The organism is Marinobacter sp. BSs20148 (assembly GCF_000283275.1).
Classification (GTDB): Bacteria; Pseudomonadota; Gammaproteobacteria; order Pseudomonadales; family Oleiphilaceae; genus Marinobacter; species Marinobacter psychrophilus.
The window spans coordinates 3422075-3439530 of record NC_018268.1 but is presented as its reverse complement, the minus strand read 5'-3'; the positions used below and the strand labels follow the sequence as shown (position 1 = coordinate 3439530).

The 17456-nt window shown below is 54.2% G+C and carries 16 protein-coding genes; 8 read left to right on the top strand and 8 right to left on the bottom strand.

The features are described 5' to 3' along the window. Window positions 1–15 precede the first annotated feature (15 nt). Window positions 16–3003: an efflux RND transporter permease subunit gene (locus MRBBS_RS15715; protein ID WP_050996745.1), complete on the top strand. Its 2988-nt coding sequence runs from the start codon at window positions 16–18 to the stop codon at window positions 3001–3003. 37 nt (window positions 3004–3040) lie between these two features. Here the strand turns inward: MRBBS_RS15715 and astE are convergent, their stop codons facing one another. The 5 genes from astE to MRBBS_RS15690 all read right to left on the bottom strand — a co-directional run bounded on the left by astE (window position 3041) and on the right by MRBBS_RS15690 (window position 7255). Continuing rightward, window positions 3041–4096 (bottom strand): succinylglutamate desuccinylase, encoded by a 1056-nt coding sequence (gene astE, locus MRBBS_RS15710; RefSeq protein WP_014872563.1) that lies wholly within the window; start codon window positions 4094–4096, stop codon window positions 3041–3043. A 27-nt stretch (window positions 4097–4123) separates the two neighbouring features. Then, a complete protein-coding gene (locus tag MRBBS_RS15705) occupies window positions 4124–4846 on the bottom strand; it encodes an ABC transporter permease (protein ID WP_014872562.1) in 723 nt (240 codons plus the stop codon). A gap of 3 nt (window positions 4847–4849) precedes the next feature. Beyond that, the gene (locus MRBBS_RS15700; protein WP_014872561.1) at window positions 4850–5554 is read right to left on the bottom strand and encodes an ABC transporter permease; all 705 of its coding nucleotides are present in this window, start codon (window positions 5552–5554) and stop codon (window positions 4850–4852) included. 51 nt (window positions 5555–5605) lie between these two features. After that, window positions 5606–6355 carry a transporter substrate-binding domain-containing protein gene (locus MRBBS_RS15695; protein WP_014872560.1) on the bottom strand — a complete coding sequence of 250 codons (750 nt, stop codon included), beginning with the start codon at window positions 6353–6355 and terminating at the stop codon, window positions 5606–5608. A gap of 126 nt (window positions 6356–6481) precedes the next feature. Further along, window positions 6482–7255 (bottom strand): ABC transporter ATP-binding protein, encoded by a 774-nt coding sequence (locus tag MRBBS_RS15690; protein WP_014872559.1) that lies wholly within the window; start codon window positions 7253–7255, stop codon window positions 6482–6484. Between the two features lie 283 nt (window positions 7256–7538). On the opposite strand from MRBBS_RS15690, the gene MRBBS_RS15685 reads away from it, so the two are divergent. Then, window positions 7539–8777, top strand: a complete 1239-nt coding sequence (locus MRBBS_RS15685) for a multidrug effflux MFS transporter (protein ID WP_014872558.1) — start codon at window positions 7539–7541, stop codon at window positions 8775–8777. 98 nt (window positions 8778–8875) lie between these two features. On the opposite strand, the gene MRBBS_RS15680 is transcribed toward MRBBS_RS15685, so the two are convergent. Both MRBBS_RS15680 and MRBBS_RS15675 read right to left on the bottom strand, forming a co-directional pair. Beyond that, a complete protein-coding gene (locus tag MRBBS_RS15680; RefSeq protein WP_014872557.1) occupies window positions 8876–9133 on the bottom strand; it encodes a YdcH family protein in 258 nt (85 codons plus the stop codon). A 153-nt stretch (window positions 9134–9286) separates the two neighbouring features. Next, entirely contained in the window at window positions 9287–10489 is a 1203-nt protein-coding gene (locus MRBBS_RS15675; protein ID WP_014872556.1) for a M24 family metallopeptidase, read from the bottom strand. Between the two features lie 203 nt (window positions 10490–10692). Between MRBBS_RS15675 and MRBBS_RS19700 the strand changes: the two genes are divergently transcribed. From MRBBS_RS19700 to MRBBS_RS15650, 6 genes are all read left to right on the top strand, one after another. Then, window positions 10693–10848: a hypothetical protein gene (locus tag MRBBS_RS19700; RefSeq protein WP_007349376.1), complete on the top strand. Its 156-nt coding sequence runs from the start codon at window positions 10693–10695 to the stop codon at window positions 10846–10848. A gap of 113 nt (window positions 10849–10961) precedes the next feature. Beyond that, window positions 10962–12509 carry an FAD-binding domain-containing protein gene (locus MRBBS_RS15670; protein ID WP_014872555.1) on the top strand — a complete coding sequence of 516 codons (1548 nt, stop codon included), beginning with the start codon at window positions 10962–10964 and terminating at the stop codon, window positions 12507–12509. Window positions 12510–12571: 62 nt separating this feature from the next. Then, window positions 12572–13777 (top strand): chromate efflux transporter, encoded by a 1206-nt coding sequence (gene chrA, locus MRBBS_RS15665; RefSeq protein ID WP_041635335.1) that lies wholly within the window; start codon window positions 12572–12574, stop codon window positions 13775–13777. An 84-nt stretch (window positions 13778–13861) separates the two neighbouring features. Then, entirely contained in the window at window positions 13862–14290 is a 429-nt protein-coding gene (locus MRBBS_RS15660) for a PAS domain-containing protein (protein ID WP_014872553.1), read from the top strand. A gap of 168 nt (window positions 14291–14458) precedes the next feature. Then, entirely contained in the window at window positions 14459–16153 is a 1695-nt protein-coding gene (locus MRBBS_RS15655; RefSeq protein ID WP_014872552.1) for a methyl-accepting chemotaxis protein, read from the top strand. A gap of 83 nt (window positions 16154–16236) precedes the next feature. Then, complete coding sequence (locus MRBBS_RS15650; protein WP_041635334.1) at window positions 16237–16866, top strand: hypothetical protein; 630 nt, start codon at window positions 16237–16239, stop codon at window positions 16864–16866. A 10-nt stretch (window positions 16867–16876) separates the two neighbouring features. On the opposite strand, the gene MRBBS_RS15645 is transcribed toward MRBBS_RS15650, so the two are convergent. Further along, complete coding sequence (locus MRBBS_RS15645) at window positions 16877–17413, bottom strand: shikimate kinase (RefSeq protein WP_014872550.1); 537 nt, start codon at window positions 17411–17413, stop codon at window positions 16877–16879. Window positions 17414–17456 lie beyond the last annotated feature (43 nt).

Sequence of the window (17456 nt, the reverse complement as noted above, 5' to 3'; positions counted from 1 at the left end):
CAACGCCTGCTGGGCATGGTTGTTACGATGCTGTGCCTTTTGGGCATTGCCGCTTTCAGCACCATGCCGCGCCAGGAGGACCCATCGTTTCCCTATCGAGCGGGCCTTGTGTCGGTGGTTTATCCCGGTGCCAGCGCCGCGGATATAGAGCGCCTGGTGCTGCAACCGCTGACCGACGAATTGCGGCAAGTGGAGGAACTGGATTACAGCCAGGGCATTGCTCGCACCGGCGTAGCGCTGCTGAGCTTGCGCCTGAAAGACACGATATATGAAACCAATCCGGCTTGGGACCGTGTGCGCCGGGCGATGGACCGGGCTCGCCGGGATTTTCCTGAGAATGTGGGATTGATGGCGCTAGACGACCGCTTGATTGATATTCCGGCGATTGTGCTAGCAGTGGCGGGGTCGCCCTCTGTTGCCGAGCTGACCGCAGTGGCCGAGAGGTTAAAGACGAATCTGGGTGATATCAGCGGATTGTCTCGCGTTGAGTTAGACGGCGACAGCGATGAACAGATAACCCTGGCGCTAGACGACTCTGCGCTCTTCCGCCTGGGCATCTCCCCGGCCCAAGTGTTGGACACCCTGGCACAGCGCAACCAGACCACGCCGGGCGGCTTTGTAGTAGTAAACGGCCGCCGCCTATCGATACTGCCGAACAGCCAATTTACCGACATTGAAGCCATACGCGCCACGCCCATTGAACTTCCAGACGGCTCCCAAGTGCCGCTGGCGGCGGCGGTGGAGGTGTGGCGTGGGCCAGTGGAACCGCGCCAGCCGGAAACCTGGTATGACGGCGAACGGGTGGTAACGCTGTCGCTGATAATGGAAGAAGACACCACCGATGCCATCCGCTTTGGCCAGCAGGTGCGGGAGCGATTGCAACAGATTCAGGGTGATTTTGCGCCTTATCAGATTCACGAGATGTTTTTCCAGCCGGACAAGGTACAGGAGCGCTTGATAGGCTTGGCGTGGAGCCTGGTGCTGTCAGTGCTGATTATTGTAGCGGTGGTGTTCACTGGGATGGGCATACGCATGGGGCTTTTGGTGGCGTCCATTCTGCCGATGGTAGCGCTGATTAGCATTGGCCTTTATGACATGGGCGGCGGCGTGCTACATCAGGTAGCCATTATTGGCATGGTGATTTCCCTCGGCATTCTGATTGATAACGCCATTGTGATTGTGGAGAACATACAGGGCCATCTCGATGAAGGCATGCGCCGGCTGGATGCCCTGCGTAAAGCAGTGGGTGAGCTGGCAGGGCCTTTGGGTGCATCAACCGGCACTACGCTCGCCGCGTTTACACCCATGTTGTTGTCAAAAGGCGGTGCCGCCGACTTCACCCGTGGCGTGCCGATCATGATCATGCTGACGTTGTCTGTTAGCTATTTGCTGGCTATATCTGTGGTGCCATTGCTAGCGGCGCGGTTTCTGAAGGCCCGCCGTCGCGAGAAGGAAGACCGCTTAATCGGGCTTGCGCGCTTTCTTGGCGGTCTGGTGTTCTACCATCCTAAGCGCTTGGTGCTGGCGGGCTCATTATTAGTGTTTGCCAGCCTAGGCATGACGCCGTTTATGGCCCAACAGTTTTTCCCGAACGCCGACCGGCCGCGGGTGATTGTGGAAATGTACCTGCCCGAGGGTACTGATCAGGCGCAGACATCGGCGGTGGCTGCCCAGCTGGAACAGGCGATTCGCAGCCAGCCGGCGGCGCTGGATATACAGCGTTTTGTTGGTTTTGCCGGCCCCAGTTTTTATTACAACCTGCAGCGATCACCCCAGGCGCCCAACCGCGGCCGACTGGTGATACGCACGCCCACCCTGGCCGATACTACCGACATGATCCGCTGGGTGCGTACCTATGTGGCCGAACATCTGCCTGAGCTGGAGGTGGTGGTAGGCACCCTGGCGCAGGGGCCGCCGCGGGCAGCACCGGTAGAGGTGCGGATATACAACGCAAACGCGGAAGCTCGTGCCCTTGCCACCGAGCAGGTCTTCCGCGCCTTACGGGCGAACGTTGGCACGGTAGACTTGCGTCATGACCTGGATATTGGCGTGCCCGGCATTGAAATTAACGTGGATGACGCCACCGCTGCGCGCTTTGGCCTGACCCGTGCCGACGTAGCGAACAGTCTTTACGGTCAGAGTTTTGGTATAGCGGCGGAAACCTATCGCCAGGAAGAAGACCCTATTCCGTTGGTGTTGCGTTCCCGCGAGGGTACGGCTATTTCGCTCGAACGGTTGCTGTCGGTGAACATCTACAACAGCCATGGTGACGCCATACCGCTGGCGGCGCTGGCCTCGGTAGACACCCGTTGGGAAGCGGCGGTGATGTATTCCCGCAATGGCGCGCCAATCAATACGGTAACGGCGAACCTGGTCACCGGGTTCAGCTTTAGCCAGGCTTTGGATGGCATGAACCGTGCGCTGGAATCCGACCCTTTGCCGCCGGGTACGCGGCTGGAGCTGGGCGGTGATGCCGAAGGTTCGGGCGACGCTAACGGCGCGCTGCTAAAGGCTGCGCCCATCGGTATTCTGCTGTTATTATTCTTTCTGCTGTTGCAGTTTAATTCCTTCCGCCGGGTGGGGATTATTCTGCTGACCGTGCCGTTGGCTACCGTGGGTATATTCCCGGGGCTGGTGCTGAGCGGTTCGCCTTTCGGTTTTCAGTCATTGTTGGGGGTGATTGCGCTGGTGGGTATTGTGGTGAATAACGCCATTGTGCTGCTGGATGTGATGGATAGGGAATTGGATAACGGCCACGACATTTTTAACGCCGTGCGCAAGGCCGTAGAACAACGCACCCGGCCCATTCTGCTGACCACCGCTACTACCGTGGCGGGTTTACTGCCGCTAGCGTTCAGCAGCTCTACGCTATGGCCACCCATGGCCTGGGCCATTATCTCCGGCCTGCTGGCGTCTACCGTGCTGACCCTGCTGATGATCCCTGCGGTTTGCTCGTTGCTCATCAAAGTGCCGGTAGCCGAACCGGACAACTTACCGGCCTGATCCGTTTTCCGGCTGGCTGTTTGAACTCATGGAACGTTCAAACGGCCAGTCGGGACACTAGCAATCCCACACGCTGGCCAATGGGCACATCGCGGTTTGGAAACACAATGGCTTCTGGCTTCTCACCTACGCAGTAGCGTTGATGGCTGTCTTCCCAAATGACAGTGCCCGGGGCGTATTGGGTGAAGTTTGCCACGTCATCCGGCACGTGAAACTGAAAACCCTCACCGCTGTTCAGAATTTCGTGAACCACCTGAAATATCGCCATCTCTGCTGGCTCGCCTGGTGTGGCAGCAGAAGCTGGTGCTGGTAATCCGGCCAGGCGCCGTTCCAGTGCGTTATGAATACCTTGAAAACGGCTCAGATCGTTCTGGCCGAAGGGTTTTACCTGGCCCAGCTCTACCGTAAAGCTTTGGGCTTTCAGAGCGGACGACGAAAATGAAGCAAAGGTGGTGCCCGCTTTGTGTTGCAGTAGCAGGGTATGCACATCCGCTTCCAGTAAAAAAGCGCACTGCTCAGCAGGTACCTGGCGGCCGGCCACAAACGCATAGAGTGCGAACTTCTCCCTTTGAGAAGACCGTATGGCGGTGTGCAGATCGTAGTGGCTCAACGCCAGGCCCAGTGCCTGCGTTTGCTCGGCGAAGGTTTGGCACAGCTGTTCCAGCTGCTGCGCGCGCTCGGCTTCCGGTGTTTGACGGACTTCGTCACGCCGGTGCGCGCCGCTGAACAGTCGGTTCAGGTTGGCGTCAATAAAGCGCTGCCCCGTTACCATGGCCTGCGGGTTGCCCAGTATTAGCAAGGCGGGGCAGGCAGGTTGTAAGGTGCCACTAAGCAGTTCGTTCACTAGCTGGTTCAGCACTTCGATGGGCGCGGTTTCATTGCCGTGAACACCGGCAGAAATCATCATCGCGTCTTGATGGGTGTTTTGGCGGTTTACTGGCGGGCTAACCTGTAAAATGCCGGTGCCCAGTTGAACCAGTTCTCCCCCTCCCGGCAATCTATGGCGGCATTGGGGAAGGGCTTTGCTCGCGTTTTCCAAGGTGTGGCTTAGCCAGTCTTGTTTGCTGTTAAAAAATGCGCTGCTGGCGGTCATTGGTTGCTCTTTAGCAGGAATTCCTCGTCAGGAGTTCACCGGGCGCTGATGGCGTAGCAGGTGGTTTTCCAGTTTGCGGAACACAAACACCAGTATAAAGGTTAGCATCAGGTAAATCAGCGCGACGAATATGAATGCGTCAAAGGGTGCGTAGGTGCGTGCGTATATATTGCGCGCGGCGCCGGTCAAATCCACCATCGTAACCACGCTGGCAATAGCGCTGGCGTGCAGCATAAAAATCACTTCGTTCGAGTAGGCCTGAACCGCACGGCGCGCCGCGTTGGGCAGAATAATGCGGCGCATACGCAGCATCCAACTCATACCGTAGGCTTTGGCAGCTTCAATTTCGCCCATCGGCGTGGCGATAATGGCACCGCGGATAATTTCGGTGGTGTAGGCGGCTGTGTTGAGGGTAAACGCCAGCAGGGCGGGGTAAAAAGGCTCACGGAAAATATTCCACCAGAAGGTTTCCTGAATACCGGGAATCTGGGCAATGCCGTAGTAAATGATGTACAGCTGAATCAGCAGCGGCGTGCCGCGAAACAGATAGGTGAACACCCAGATCGGGCCAGACACAAACGGGTTTCGCACGGTGCGCAGAATGGCCAGGGGTAATGCAGTGACAAGGCCGATCAACAGCGATAAAAATACCAGGTGCACGGTGGTTACCAAGCCATTCCAGTATTCCAGCAGAGTCATGACGGTGAAGATATCATTCTGGTTCAGCCACTGGCTGATGACGTCTGGCATAAATCAGCTCCTCTGCACCACGCCAACATTGGCGCGAATGTCCAGCCACTTGATGAACAGCTCGGAAACCGCTGTCAGCGACAGATAAACAAAGGCCACGGGGATGAAAAAGTGGAACGGCATGCGCTCGGCTTTGGCAGCTTCTTCAGCCACTCTCACCATATCGGTCAGGCCGATAATGGATACCAACGCGGTGGTTTTCAGCAATACCTGCCAGTTGTTGCCAATGCCAGGTAGGGCATGGCGCAGCATTTGCGGAAATATAATACGTCGAAAGGTATGCCAGCGTGAAAACCCATAAGCCCGGGCAGCTTCTATCTGGCCGGTGTCTACCGCTAAAAAGGCACCGCGGAAGGTTTCGGTCATATAGGCGCCAAAAATAAGACCGATGGTGACTACGCCGGAAATAAAAGGGTCGAATTGAAAAAAGAAGTCGATTTCGTAAGCTTCCCACAACACATCAGACAGGCTGTTCACCGCCAGCTGGCCGCCGTAATAGAACAACATCATCATTACTATGTCTGGGACGCCGCGAATGCAGGTGGTGTAGGTCGTCGCTATGGCGCGCAATGGTCGGTTGTTCGACAGCTTGGCAGAGGCTCCAACCAGGCCTAAGATTAGCGATACGGCCAGCGACAGGAACGCCAGTTCCATTGTCACAAAAGCCCCGCTCAGCAATTCCGGGCCGTAACCTTTCAGATCAAGCATGAAATATTCCGGTAATCCGGAGTGACCAGAACGGCCACCCCGAAGGCATGATTAAACCTTGATGTCGTAAGCGAAGTACTTCTTCATGATGGCGTCGTAAGTGCCATTCTCTTTGAGGGTGTCCAGCGCTTTGTTGACACGCTCGGCCAGGTCTGTATCGCGCTTGCGCATTGCGACGCCTACGCCTTCACCCAGCTTTACTGACTCTCCGGTTTCAATAAAACCTTCCTTGTTTTTGATGGTCTGTTCGCCCACCGGATAGTCTACAAATACCACGTCCAGGCGCTGGCCTTCCAGATCGAGAACCATGTCGTCGGCGGTGTTGTAACGCTTGATGTTTACAACGCCGGTCATGTTTTCAGTGACAAATGTATCCATGGTGGTGCCACGTTGCACGCCTACAGACTTGTCTTTCATGGCGACCATGTCGGTTACGTCGATATCAAACCCTTCCGCGGCAAACCAGCCGCCCGGTGTGTTGTAGTAAGGTTTGGAGAACAGTACGCGCTCGGCGCGTTCCGGGGTGACCGACATGGAGGACATTATGGCGTCAAACTTGCGCGCCAGCAGGCCAGGAATCATGCCGTCCCAGGCTTGGATGACAAACTCGCACTTGGCGTCCATTTCTGCGCACATGGCTTCAGCCAGTTCGACTTCAAAGCCGGTGAGTTCGCCGTTTTCATCTTTGTATTCGAACGGTTCGTAGGGCACATCAAAAGCAATGCGAATGCTGTCTTCGGCCTGTGCCGAACCTGTCAGCATGACCAGTGCGCAGCCAGCGGCAATTAGAATTTTTTTCATAAATCTCTCTCCAGTTGTTTGCCTTTAATGGCTTTTTTATCACTACGCCGCATAGAACGCGAATGTCAAAAAATTGTACAAAAACACGATACACAAAATGAAATACGAAAAACACGATAACATCGGTTATCCGAACTTGGGAGCCAGAAATTGCTGCATCCGCTCAGATTCCGGGTTGTCAAATATCTTCGTCGGTGAGCCCTGTTCTTCAATGACGCCCTGATGCAGGAAAAGCACCTTGGTTGAAACGTCTTTGGCGAAGGCCATTTCGTGGGTCACCACAATCATAGTGCGGCCTTCTTCAGCCAAGCTTTGCATAACCCGCAACACTTCGCCCACCAGTTCAGGGTCTAGCGCTGAGGTAGGCTCGTCAAACAGCATGACGTCCGGTTCCATCGCCAGAGCTCGTGCAATCGCGGCTCTTTGTTGCTGGCCACCTGACATCTGCGCCGGATAATAGTCCTTGCGCTCGTAAATGCCGACCTTGTGCAAATAGCTTTCGGCGCGCTCGATGGCCTCCTTCTTGGGTACCTTCAGCACGTGGATGGGCGCTTCAATAATGTTTTCCAGGACGGTCATGTGCGACCAAAGATTGAAACCCTGGAAAACCATCGACAGTTTCGCGCGTATTAGTTCTACCTGGTGGTTGTTGGCAGGAATGCGCTCGCCTTTGCGATTCTGCGCAAAGCGGATGGGGTCGCCTTGTACAATAATTTCGCCGGAAGTGGGCGTTTCCAGCAGGTTAATACAGCGCAAAAAGGTGCTTTTTCCGGAACCTGAACTGCCAATCAGCGATACAACATCGCCTTTTTGAGTTTCCAGCGAAATGCCTTTTAGCACATCAAGCTTGTCGAAGGTTTTGCAAATATCCTTACAGATCAAGGGCGCTTGGTCCGCCATTGTTGGCTCCTGAGGCTACACATCAAAGGCGTCTGTTTTACGGACTGCGCCAGTGTAAATCAACACTTTTTATACGGTCTGGTTTGCCTTAATGCAAACACTTTGAAAGACACGTTCTGGTTTCGAAATAACGTGCTTTTGCGAGCATGCTACAATTTTTGGCTGTGCGCCCCTTGAATGCTTGATAGTTTGCCAAACCGTGCTCTGTATTCAGGGCCCGTTTTTTACCGAAAATACTGACCGGTCTGCTTAAGGGCTGGCGCTACTAAAAAGGCAAATGTGCGTGTCGCAACTGCAATTGGCAATTTTACTGGGAATGACGGTGGCACTCGGGCCCCTGGCTTTGGATGCTTACCTGCCCGCGTTCCCGCAGATTGCCGCGGATTTGAACGTTGACCATACCGATGTAGGGTTGACCCTGAGCGTTTATGTCGGGGCTCTGGGCCTTTCGCAACTGGTGGGCGGGCCGCTGTCTGACCGCTACGGTCGCCAGATTATTTTGCTCGGCGGCCTGTTTGTGTTCGCCGTTGCCGCAGCCATGGTTGCACAAGCGAGCAGCCTGAACGAAATGCTGGGCTGGCGGTTGGTGCAGGGCATGGGCGGGGCCTTTTGCGCGGTGTCTGTGCCGGCTATCGTGCGCGACCAGGTTCACGGCAAAGACGCAGCCCGGCTGTTTGGTCTGATTGGTCTGGTTATGTTTATAGCGCCGGCAGCTGCGCCTACTCTCGGGGTGATTTTGTTGGCATTGGCCGACTGGCCGGCGATATTCTTGATGCTGACGGGCTACGCGGTGTTTTTAGCCGTTGTGCTGAAGCTGCGTCTATTTCGCCATTTGCCGGCCAGAGAGCGGGTAAAAACCCCGGTATCTACTCTGGTCACAAACTACAGTCTGGTGCTGAGACACTGGGTGACCATGCGTTTTGTTGCCATACAAGCGCTGTGTTTCAGCGCTATGCTGGTGTTTATAACCCACGCATCGTTTATTTATCAGGAATGGTTTGGCCTCTCCAACACCCTGTTTTCTGCGCTGTTTGCCGCCAATATTGTGTTAATGGCCAGCCTCAACATAGTTAACCGTTATTTGTTAAGGCACTTCGAGGCGGTGTCGATTCTGCGAGTATCGGTATTGTTGCAGTTCATCGCGTTGCTGGTGTTAGTGGCGCTGGCTTGGGTTGGGGCTCCCTGGTGGGTCACTGCTGGCTGCATTGTGACGGCCGTAGGCTTTATGGGTTCTATCATTCCCAACAATATGGCGAATGCTCTGGAGTTTTTTCCGCACCTGGGAGGCACGGCTGCGGCGATGCTGGGCGCTACTCAATTCACCCTGGCCGGCGCCATCAGTGCTTTTTCCACCACGGTGGTGAAGGAGTCTTTGTTGAACGTAGTGATTGTGATGGCGGTGTGCTCAATGCTTGCGGCCATACTGGCGTTCGGTGCGCCGCGAGCTGTTCGCCGCGAGGTTGCAAAAAACGAAGCTGCTGCCGATGCCGCTGTGTTACCCAAGCCCACAGCCCCAAACTAATGGCAGCTCGACCACGATTACCGCAGAACTGGGGGGCCTGATCAAAAGGTCGATAATGCTGGTGGGCAGGCTCAGTTCCATATCAAGCCGCGTGAGGATTAGCTTGTGATAGAGGCTTCATAATCCTTGATGATTGCGGAGAGTTGATCCTTAAGGCTCAACCTCTTTTTCTTTTGAGTTTCCAGATATTCATCTGATGTTGTTTCTACTTCGGTTTCAATGCGATGCACTTCGTGCTGTAAATTGTGGTACTCCTCAAACAGTTTAGCGAAGTGCTGGTCAGACATTTTTAGCTTGTGGATCGTATCTTTAGATTCCGGACATTCATGGATAAGGTCATGCTTTTCAATGGGCATTGAGAGACATCCTGTGATGTGTTGAGTTGTTTACTTAAGTTTAGTGTAGGCGCTCTGAGGATGCGCTGATTGATGCCGGTCAAGAACACTCCAAGGTACTGTTACGAAGGCAGAAACCGGCACGAAGGCAGAAGTCGGAAGTCGGTGTTGCCTTTACAGGAAGACTTCCCTGAGAGACAGCGTATTTTTAGTGATGCGTTCGGCCCCGGTGGCTGTAATGCGGACCGTTTCGCTGAAACCAACGCCAAACTCGCCCGGTTTGCGCAGGCAGATTGGCAGATGAAACACCATGTCTTGCTCCAGAATTGCCGGGTTGTCTGTGGTTATAAACATGGAGCCGGCGACCCACGATGGCGGAAACGACGCGCCGACCGGGTAGCCAAATACGCCAGAGAAAAACGCACGGTCGACGATTGGCGCTAGCGCGAGCTCGCCAGCGCGGGCTGCCGAGGCGAAGCTTGACCCGGCGCGCGCGGCCGACATCACTGCTGCCAGAACTTCAAGACAGACCGCATGAAATTCACGAATTTCGGCGGAAGCTTCGCCAACGACGGCGGTACGCATCATAGGCGCGGTGTAGCGTTTGCGAACCGCACCGAATTCAGTGAACACCACATCTCCGCGTGCAACCTCGTAACCCGCATGATTGGTATGAATGATGCCGCTGCGCGCACCAGTCGTTACAATCGGTTGCATGCTCATGAATTCGCTGCCGGCTCCCAGCATGGAGCTGGCTCCAGCCCGGGCAATTTCATGGTCGACCACACCCGCCTTTATCACCGCTGTTGCTGCGTTTAGACCGGCGTTGGTAATGGCGGCGCTTTCGGCAAGATACGCCAGTTCGGCGGACGATTTAACCAGTCGAACCCGATCGATCAGTGCGCCGAAATCGATAAATGTGGCGGCGTCTAACGTGTTCTTGAGTGCCGAAAGCAGTCCCGGCCGAAAAGAGCCCGCCCAGGGGTTAAAGCCGATTCGCGGTGTTGTGCTTCCCGCCGTGCGGCGCACCTGAACAGCCAGATCGCTTGCCACTGTTTCGGGCGCCTGCCATGGATAGCCAATAACGTCGTCCACCCGGCTCAGATACACGGCAGGGCCCATCTCAATGGCCGGCACGAACAGCACGGTTCTATCAAACGCGACTAGCAGCACGCACTGGACCGAGACCTCGAAGGTCGTGTATCCGGTCAGATAACACAGTTCGCTGGCTTCGGTCAGTAGTAACAGGTCAAGTTGGGCTTCGGCCATTCTCTGACGAACAGAGGCGAGCCTTGCCTCGTATTCGTCCGGCTTGAACGCCAGTACGGGCTCGGGGAAGTGGCTTTGCAGTTTTTCGCGGTAGGTAAGGTAATCCATAAAATGATCTCTCGCCGTTGCGGAAGCAGGCCCTCATTAGTCGTGCATTCATGTTCAGTTTGCAAGAAAAAAGGGATTTGGATTGCTATGGCAATTAATCTGACTCCGTAACAGACTCATCGTAATAACCCATATGCCTCGCAACAACCGGAGGGTGTTATGATTAGGTCGTTAAACCTGAAACCGCCAATGGAGAAATAACGATGGCGAAAAAGAAAGCACAGCCGACAAAACACAGCGCGGTTCAGCGCGAACTCAGAACCCCGAAGTACCAGATGCGGGTAGTGGAGAACAAAAGTAAATACCGCCGCAGCCGTGACAAAACCACAAGGATGGAGGATTTTCGTAAGGCTGCCTGACTGGCTGTTTTACGAAAGTCCTCCGTTTCAACGTCCTTCGTTTCAGAGGCGAGACAGATTCATTTTCTGACCTGCCTTTGATCAGCAGAATAACGCCTTACGGGAATTGATGGGTGCAGATATTCTGGCTTAAACGCAACCTGAGGCTTCAGGACTCAGAGCCTTTTTTTGAAAGCATGCGAGCCTTTCGCAAGAAGGGGAAAGTGCTTCCCCTCTACTGTCATGAGCCTGAGCTGATTCAGCAGCCAGACGTTTCAAGGCAGCACCAGTTATTCATTCAGGAAACTCTTGAAGAGCTTGATCGTGATTTTCAGTCGATTGGAGGCAAGCTCCTTCAGGCTGTTGGCGAAACGGTGGATGTTCTTGATCGCATCCACCGCGTGCAGCCTCTAACCAAGATATGGACCCATCAGGAAACCACTCAAAACAGCCAGTTCCAGCGAGATAAAGCGGTTGCTGCCTGGTGTGCCGACCATGGCGTTGAACTGCTGGAGCTCGCGCAAAACGGGATTGCCAGAGGGTCGCAAAAGCCCGAGTTATTCCCTCCTTATTTTGCCGGTTCTGTGTCATCCAAACTTCGTGACCCTATTGGCACCGACCTAGCCGAGCGATTCGCGCCCCTGCCGTTTCCGTCTTGTGATCCGAAGGGAATACCAAAAGCGGCTGGAACAGACAAACCGCTGAGGCAGAAGGGCGGGCGGTCACAAGCCATCAAAAATTTAAATCGATTCTTCACCGTTCCGTATTTAAAGCAATACCCGTTTCAGATATCCAGCCCGAATACGGCTTGGCAGGGCTGTTCGCGGATATCAACGTATCTGGCTTACGGTATTGTCTCAGACAGAGAGATATTCCAGGCTGTGGATCGAGTAGTAACCGACGCACACAGCCGGATGAACGCTGACCAGTTCGGTAAGTTTCAGGAAAACGCGCGTTTCTATCTAGATAGGTTGAGCTGGCGCCGGCAGTATATGCAAACATTTGAAACCCGCCCCGAGCTGGAATTTGAGTGCATGCTTGCGCAGTTTAACGGTGTCCGCGAGGCAGATTACTGGGAAGGGCGTTCTTTAACGCATTCTTCAGGACAATCTGAACAACACTTCACTGCCTGGAAACAGGGGCTGACTGGGTTCCCCTATATTGATGCGGCGATGAGGTTCCTCAACCAAACCGGTTGGATTAACATGCGTCTGCGGGCAACCCTAGTCTCATTCGCTACTATGAATCTGTGGATACCCACCACCAAAGTGGCGGAATATCTGGCCACCGAGTTTCTGGATTACGAGCCAGGCATTCATCATGTTATTCATCAGATTATAGCGGGCACCACAGAATTCAACGAGCTTATGGTTTATGACCCGGTAAAACAGGGCAGGGACCATGATCTTGACGGGCATTTTATCCACAAGTGGGTTCCGGAACTTGCGGATGTGCCCGGCAGTGAACTTCATGACTTGTCTAAGACGGCGTTCAGGCTGTCAAAACACGCCGAAATTCTCGGTTATATGCCTTACCCGGAAGCCATTGTGGATCATCGGACAACGGCAAAAAAAGCCAAAGACAGGGTGAGCGATTTGCGACGAAGCGATTCAGACCGCCACAGTGTGTCCGTGGAGACGTCGAGCGAACACAAGCAGGATTTTCAGCAGTCACTGTTTTGAATCAGCAGTGACTGTTTTGAATAGGGAGAAAGTGGTCGGCTGGCCGTAACTGAGAGGGATTTATGAAAACAAACCTGCCCCGATATAGTAGAGAGCGCATCAGAGAGGTTTTTAGCGCCTTTCTACTATTGGGCCTGACGTCCTTTGGCGGTCCCATTGCCCATCTTGGCTACTTTCGTACGGAGTTTGTAGAACGCCGTCGCTGGCTTTCCGAGCAGGCTTACGCCGACCTTGTCGCCCTGTGTCAATTTTTACCCGGACCGGCCAGCAGTCAGGTAGGTTTCGCCCTGGGCCTGATGCGAGCCGGCCCTTGGGGTGCAGCTGCAGCCTGGGCAGCTTTCACGCTGCCTTCAGCCATTGTATTGGTGCTGTTAGCTTTGGGTGCCGGGATGCTTGATGGCCCCGTAAGCCAAGGCATCATTCACGGCTTGAAAGTGACAGCGGTGGCGATAGTCGCTCATGCGGTATGGGGAATGGCGCGCAATTTATGCCCTGACCGCCAGCGCGCGGGCATCGCTCTGGCAGCGGTGTTCACTGTGGTGTTGTTCAACGGCTCGTTGGGCCAAGTCACGGCCATCGTAATTGGCGCCTTGGCGGGCATGGTTCTGTGCCGGGTTCAGGCTGACAACGACGCACCCGAGTTGCTGTTACCGGTTTCTGCCCGTGTCGGCTACTTGGCGGGGCTCATCTTCGCTGTTTTGCTGGTCGGCCTGCCGTTACTGGCCTGGGTTACCCCTTCAGCCACTGTGGCGGTTATGGATGCCTTTTATCGCGCTGGCGCCCTGGTGTTTGGCGGTGGTCACGTGGTGTTGCCGTTACTGGAAGCCGAGGTGGTGCAATCCGGTTGGGTTGGGGCGAACGAATTTCTGGCGGGTTATGGTGCCGCTCAGGCCGTGCCCGGGCCTTTGTTCACCTTTGCCTCCTATCTTGGCGCAGTGATGACACCGCTCGGAGGTAGCCTGTTCGGAGCTGCCCTGGCGCTGTTTATGATCTTTTTGCCCGGAATGCTGTTGCTGCTGGCGGTGTTGCCTCACTGGAATCGGTTTCGGCGTTGGGGCCGCGCGCGGGCATTGATGAGTGGTGCCAATGCAGCCGTGGTAGGCATTTTGGCGGCAGCGCTTTATCAGCCGGTGTGGACCAGCGCCATTCTGGGCGCCTACGAATTTGCGTTGGCACTGACCGGCTTTCTCCTTTTAAGCGTATGGAAATTACCGGCGTGGGTAGTGGTGATTGTGTTGGCAAGCGGCGGCATTCTCATCACCATTTGATGGCACATCGTTTAACACGCATGGTTTAACATGCCAGCTGCGCCGGTTTTCCAAAGCTCTCCTTTTGCATGAAGAGGCTATTTGATGGCATTTTTTGGTAAGAAAAAACAAGCACTGCAGGCCGCTCTCGACAAGCTTGAGGTTGCCGAAAAGCGGATTATCGAGCTGGAGGCGGATTTCGAGGCCATTAAAGAATCCTCGGCCGTTCTGGTGCTTACCCCGGATGGCCTGATTGACCGGGTAAGCGACGCATTTCTTGCGCTGCTGGGATACAAGGCTGAAGAGTTAACCGGGAAGCATCACCGTGTGCTGTGCGAGAAAGCCTATACCCGTAGCGAAGAATACATCGTATTCTGGCGAAGTCTGGTTATTGGCGTTGCACAGAACGGGCGTTTTCTGAATCTTGATGCAAGTGGGCAGGGTGTTTGGCTGAATGCACGTTATCTACCGGTAAGAATCAATAAGGGCATGGTCAGGCGCATTATTGTGGTGGTAGAGCCGGCTGAAAGCTAGTCATGCCTTGGTTTGACGTGTTCCATTTTGCCTCTTTACACTTTATAGACAAAACGCGAAGTGTCCTCACTGATAATCTAGGGGATAACCGGTACTATTGCCCCTCAATGCCGCGGGCGAAAATTTCCGCCTATTCCCTGACACACACAAAAAAAAGACCTACCAGCGATGAAAAATCTGACCATTCAGACGCGTGTGCTGTTGCTCGCACTCTTGCCTGTAATCGTACTTACGGCGTTTCTGACCACGTATAACTTGAACCAGGCCAAGGGTATTGGCGACAGCGCAGTGGCGGGTTTTTCCTCCGACATGGAGCTAAGCAAGCGCCAGGAGCTGAAAAACTATATTGAGCTTGCGCGTACTTCAATTGCCCATCTTTATAACCAGCCTGGTTCTGCTGAAGATCCTGATGTGCGTCAGAAAGCTTGGGAAATACTGCGTCAGCTGAGATTCAATGACTCCGGAAGTCCGGGTTACATTTTCGCCTACGACACCAGTGGCGTAAGTGTCATGCATGGCGTGAAACCGGCGCTCGAAGGCAAGAATCTCTGGAACTTTCAGGATCCTAATGGGACCTACCTGATCCGCGAACTGGTAAAAGTGGCTTCTGACGGCGGTGGCTACGTTTCTTATGGGTGGCAGAACGAAGCCACAGGCAAAGTGGCCCCGAAACTGGGTTACGCAGAGATGCTACCGCAGTGGAATATCATGATTGGTACAGGGTTTTGGGTAGACGGTCTGGAAGAACAGGTCGCTGCCATGGACAGCAAAGTCGGGGATGCATTGGATAACGCTGTCATTGGTTCAGTGACGACCTCACTGATTGCGCTGGTTATTATTGGGCTTTTTGCCCTGGTTGTTGTCCGTAGCATTATCCGCCCATTGAAATCCGCGGTATCTGCAATGAACGATATCGCCAGCGGCGACGGTGACTTGACCCGTCGACTGGACATAGACGGCAAAGATGAGTTGAGTCAGTTGGCAATCGCATTTAACAGCTTTGCGGATCAGGTGCACGGACTGGTTGAGCAGGTTCTCTCATCCACGGGTACTTTGAACGAAGCCTCTGCAGAACTGAGTCAGGTAATGGAGGAGTCAACGCAGGGCGTGGAGCGTCAAAAATCCGAGAGTGATCAGGTGGCAACCGCCATGAACGAGATGACAGCGGCAGCACAGGAAGTGGCTAATAACGCCAGCGAAGCTTCTGATGCTGCGGACCGTGCCAACGTTCAGGTAGTGGATGCCCAGGGCTTGGTACATCAGACCATCGAGGTAATCGGCGGTTTATCAGAGCAGGTTGCGGAAGGCGTTAAGGTGATTGAAAGACTGGGTGTGGACTCCCGGAAAGTCGACAGTGTTTTAGAAGTGATTCGTGCGATTGCCGATCAGACAAACCTGCTGGCCCTGAATGCGGCCATAGAGGCTGCGCGCGCCGGCGAAGCTGGTCGAGGCTTTGCAGTCGTTGCAGATGAGGTTCGCACACTGGCCAGCCGGACTCAAAAGAGTACCCAGGAAATTCAAGAGACGATCGAACGTCTGCAAACCGGCGCAAGCAACGCTGTGAAGCTGATTGGTGCAATCAGTGAACGGAGTGAAGCGACCGTCGTGGAAACCCGTCAAGTAAATGAAGCGCTGAAGAGAATTAATCAGGCTGTTGGTACTATCAACGAGATGAACATCCAGATTGCCAGTGCTGCCGAGGAGCAAACCAGCGTCTCCGAGACCATCAATCAGAATGTTCACGAGATCGTTGCTATAACAGAGCAAACCGCCCAAGGAACTCGTAGGGCTGGGGCGGCCACACAACGACTCAAGGCGCTGGCGGCAGATATGTCAGACCAGGTCAGCCGTTACCGTGTGTGAGTGGGGATGATGGTGAGCGTGAGTTAAAAATTAAGTGCCTGGCAAATAACATTGGTAGCGCTGTGTAGTGGGGATGAATAACGTTGACACAAAACTTACTGTTATTACTCGGCCAGTATCATCCTGTTGTGATCGAGGGAATGGGTGGCTACGACCCACGGGACCCTGCGCTTGTGGCAGCTGAGGTTGCAGAACGACTTATGTCGTACTGGGGCCAAAATCAGGTACAAAAGCCAAAGCTCCTCATCACACAAGGTGACCCGCTGGAAGAGCGGGGTATCTCTGCAATTACACCTTTGGTTGCGGCCAGATTTGGTTTGTCCCGCGGCCTCGTCTGTCTAGACGAGGAGATCGCTGAGTACCACTCGCCCAATGCTGACCGAGACAATGTGATCCTGGAGGTTAAATATTCCCAGCTAGTCGATGTGTTAAACGATAGCCGGCCAGGAATAATGGAACGTTTGGAAAGGGCAATCGAGGATCGCATCGACAGGAAGAATCAAAAACGTAAAGCTCTGGGCGAAAACCCACTAAAAGACTACTTCCGTGATTTTGCGTTGTTGCAGGAAGTGACCAAGGCCGCGTGCTCGCACCTGTGTCGAGGTATTACGGTTGCCCACACGTCCAGCGAAATCAGCGAATTTTCGGTCACTGGTTTTTACACTGTCGGGCTCGAACTTGGGTTAGTTGATCCAGATGACATGGTGCCGTGACGCCAGCGACTTAACTGTTTGGTGCCGCCGGGTTTTTAATGCTGCCCAGGCCGTCTATCAAAGCGTCGCAAACCTGCTCGTGGTTCAGGGCATCGCCCCGAATCGTCAGATCAGCATAGCGGGAATACAGGGCGGACCGCTCCTCATAAAGCTCTAAAAGCGATTGGTTAGGCTTCTTTGAAATACCCCTGAGGCTGAAATCACCAATCCGCGCAAACACCGTATCCAGAGAGATGTCGAGGAAGACAACGGTGCCTCCGGTCTTGAGATGCCTCATGGCTGCGTCACTATAGACGGCGCTGCCACCGGTGCTGATGACGTGCTGTTGCGCATTCAAGTTCAACAGCACCTGTTCCTCTGCCTTCCGCAAAGCAACGTATCCATCCTGGTCAACAATGTGCTGAAGCGTACGGCCGGTTTCTTGCTGTATCAATAAATCGGTGTCGATAAAGCCCAGTCCGAGTCTCTTGGCAACCAGCACACCCACCGTGCTTTTACCGCTGCCGGGCATACCAACAAAAACGAGGTTCTGGGACTTTTCTAGCATGTCGTACACCCTGATTTGCGATACCGCTCAACCTTCAATCTTC